At 68.3% G+C, this 2,513-nt stretch carries 3 protein-coding genes; all 3 read left to right on the top strand.

Annotated features, from left to right (window positions below; genetic code table 11):
* Window positions 1–281 precede the first annotated feature (281 nt).
* The gene (locus U9980_RS11685) at window positions 282–1,301 is read left to right on the top strand and encodes an ACP S-malonyltransferase (protein ID WP_322767929.1); all 1,020 of its coding nucleotides are present in this window, start codon (window positions 282–284) and stop codon (window positions 1,299–1,301) included.
* The gene (locus U9980_RS11680; RefSeq protein WP_322750507.1) at window positions 1,298–2,236 is read left to right on the top strand and encodes a beta-ketoacyl-ACP synthase 3; all 939 of its coding nucleotides are present in this window, start codon (window positions 1,298–1,300) and stop codon (window positions 2,234–2,236) included. Before U9980_RS11685 ends, U9980_RS11680 begins: the two co-directional genes overlap by 4 nt.
* 62 nt (window positions 2,237–2,298) lie before the next feature.
* A partial coding sequence (locus tag U9980_RS11675; RefSeq protein ID WP_322767928.1) for an acyl carrier protein occupies window positions 2,299–2,513 on the top strand: 215 nt, incomplete at its 3' end.

The raw sequence follows: 2,513 nt of genomic DNA, 5'->3' as shown, positions 1-2,513 counted from the left end.
CATCCTGGGTCGACTCACCGCCACCTGACCGCCGGAATGATCGCTTGTGTGGCCGGGGCTGCGGGCTCGGGGAGCCGGCCAGAAGATCAAAAACGGGCACTCACGCAGGCCGTGTTACCGCCGATTGTCGCCCGTGTCACAAGATTCCGCTCCAGCAGGTAGATGCGGAACAAACATGTGCGACGACCGGATCGTCTTGTAGAGAACCCACAATGAGGCGCCGACACAACGGTGAGTGCCCGCCAGCGACAGACACCGGCTGGGAAGGGTTAGGTAGTCCGGTGCTCGCTATCCTCGCGCCCGGTCAAGGTGCCCAGACTCCAGGTCAACTGCAACCCTGGCTCGAGATCGGCGGGGTTGAAACACGATTGCGATGGTGGTCCGAGGCGGTCGGAATCGACCTTGTCGACGTCGGCTGCCACGCATCCGCGGACACAATCCGAGACACGGCGCTCGCCCAGCCACTGATCGTCGCGACCGGTCTGGTCGCCGCCGAGCAGCTGCCTGCGATCAACCCGGGACATATCGTCGTCGCCGGCCACAGCGTGGGTGAAATCACGGCTTCGGTCCTGGCCGGCACGCTGGACGCCGAAAGCGCGCTCGTGTTCGTCGCGCTGCGCGGACGCGCGATGGCGCAGGCCGCAGGGCGTGTCGCCACCGGCATGACCGCTGTCCTCGGCGGCGAGCCCGACCTCGTCATCGACCATCTTGAGCAACTCGGCCTGACCGCCGCGAACCGCAACGGTGCGGGCCAGATCGTGGCTGCCGGCACGGTCGAGGCGCTGGCCACCCTCGCCGAGCACCCGCCGCCCCGGACCCGACTGCGGTCACTGTCGGTTGCCGGTGCCTTTCACACCCACTTCATGGAGCCTGCCCGCGAGCGCCTCGCCGTGATCGCAGCGGGTCTGCGCCCGCGGACACCCGGGCTACCGCAGGTGTCCAACGCGGATGGCGCCGTCATCCGCACCGGGCCGGATCTGGTCACCCGGCTGGTGGACCAGGTGGCAGCCCCGGTCCGGTGGGACCTGTGTCTGGCACAGCTTCGTGATCTCGGGGTGACCGCCGTCCTGGAGCTCCCGCCCGCCGGCACGTTGGCGGGAATCGCCAAAAGGGAGTTCCCCGGCGTACGGGTAGTCGCCGTCAAGACCCCCGACGACCTGCCCGCCGCCCGGGAGCTGGTCGCCGAGTACGGCGGCCCGCCGGCCGGTACCGATCGGGCCGGTACCGATCGGGCCGGTACCGATCGGGCCGGCACAGCTGTCGGGGAGACGGACACCGGACTCGTCGGAGCGCTGCGATGACCGGGTCCCGGCTGATGGGGCTGGGGACATACCGTCCCGCCCGGGTGGTGACCAACGACGATCTTGCCAACCGGGTCGCGACGTCGGACGAGTGGGTGCGCACGCGGACCGGTATCGCCACCCGACGCATCGCCGACGCCGACGAGACCATCGTCTCAATGGGGAGCATGGCCGCGGAGAAGGCACTGGCCGCGGCCGGCATCGACGCCGCCGACCTCGACATGGTGCTGCTCGCGACCTGCACGAATCCGTCCCAGATCCCTGGCTCCGGGCCACAGATCGCCCACCGCCTCGGCGCTGTGCGGGCAGGCGCCCTCGACCTCAACGCCGGTTGCGCCGGCTTCTCATACGCCTTGTCGATGGCGTCGGACATGGTTCGGGCCGGCAGCGCCAGACACGTCATGGTCGTCGCGGCCGAACGGCTGTCGGACTACACCGACTGGGACGACCGCACGACCTGCATCCTGCTCGCCGACGGTGCGGGTGCAGCGGTCGTCGGACCCGCCGCGACGCGGGAGATCGGGCCGGCCGTGTGGGGCCATGACGGCGGGAAGGCGGGTGCCATTCGCGTTCCGGGGTATGGTGACAACCTGTTTCGGATGGAAGGTCAGACGGTGTTCCGTTGGGCCCTCGCGTTGACACCGACAATCCGGCGTGCCTGCGAACTTGCCGGTTTCACACCCGCCGAACTCGCCGCTGTCGTCCCGCATCAGGCCAATCTCCGGATAATCGATGCGCTGGTAAGCGGTATCGGCGCCACAAACGCCGTCATCGCCCGCGACGTGGTTGATGCCGGCAACACCTCGGCCGCCAGCATCCCGCTCGCGTTCAGTCGGATCCTCGACGGTGGGGAACTACAGCCGGGTGATCCTGTTCTACTGTTCGGCTTCGGCGCCGGCCTGACCTACTGCGGTCAGGTCGTCCGCTGCCCATAGGATTCCCCGAAAGCACCGCCCGACACGCTGACGTATCGGGCTAAACCAAGAAGGAGGCGCACATGTCGCAGTCCGAAATCCTGGCAGGACTCGCCGCGATTCTCGAGGAGGTCGCCGGGGTCGACCCAGCCGACGCCACCGCGGACAAGACCTTCATCGACGACCTCGACGTGGACTCGCTGTCCATGGTCGAGGTCGTGGTCGCGGCCGAGGAGAAATTCGGCGTGAAGATCCCCGACGAGGACGTCAAGAGCCTCAAGACCGTCGGCGACGCGGC

It is taken from the genome of Protofrankia sp. Cr1 (genome assembly GCF_963555865.1).
Taxonomy (GTDB): Bacteria; Actinomycetota; Actinomycetes; order Frankiales; family Frankiaceae; genus Protofrankia.
The sequence above is the reverse complement of the archived record's forward strand: the minus strand, read 5'-3'. Positions and strand labels throughout refer to the sequence as shown.

Excerpts from the sequence above, each read along its gene's own strand:
- U9980_RS11680 (WP_322750507.1), top strand. The coding sequence starts at position 1,298 with ATGACCGGGTCCCGGCTGATGGGGCTGGGGACATACCGTCCCGCCCGG.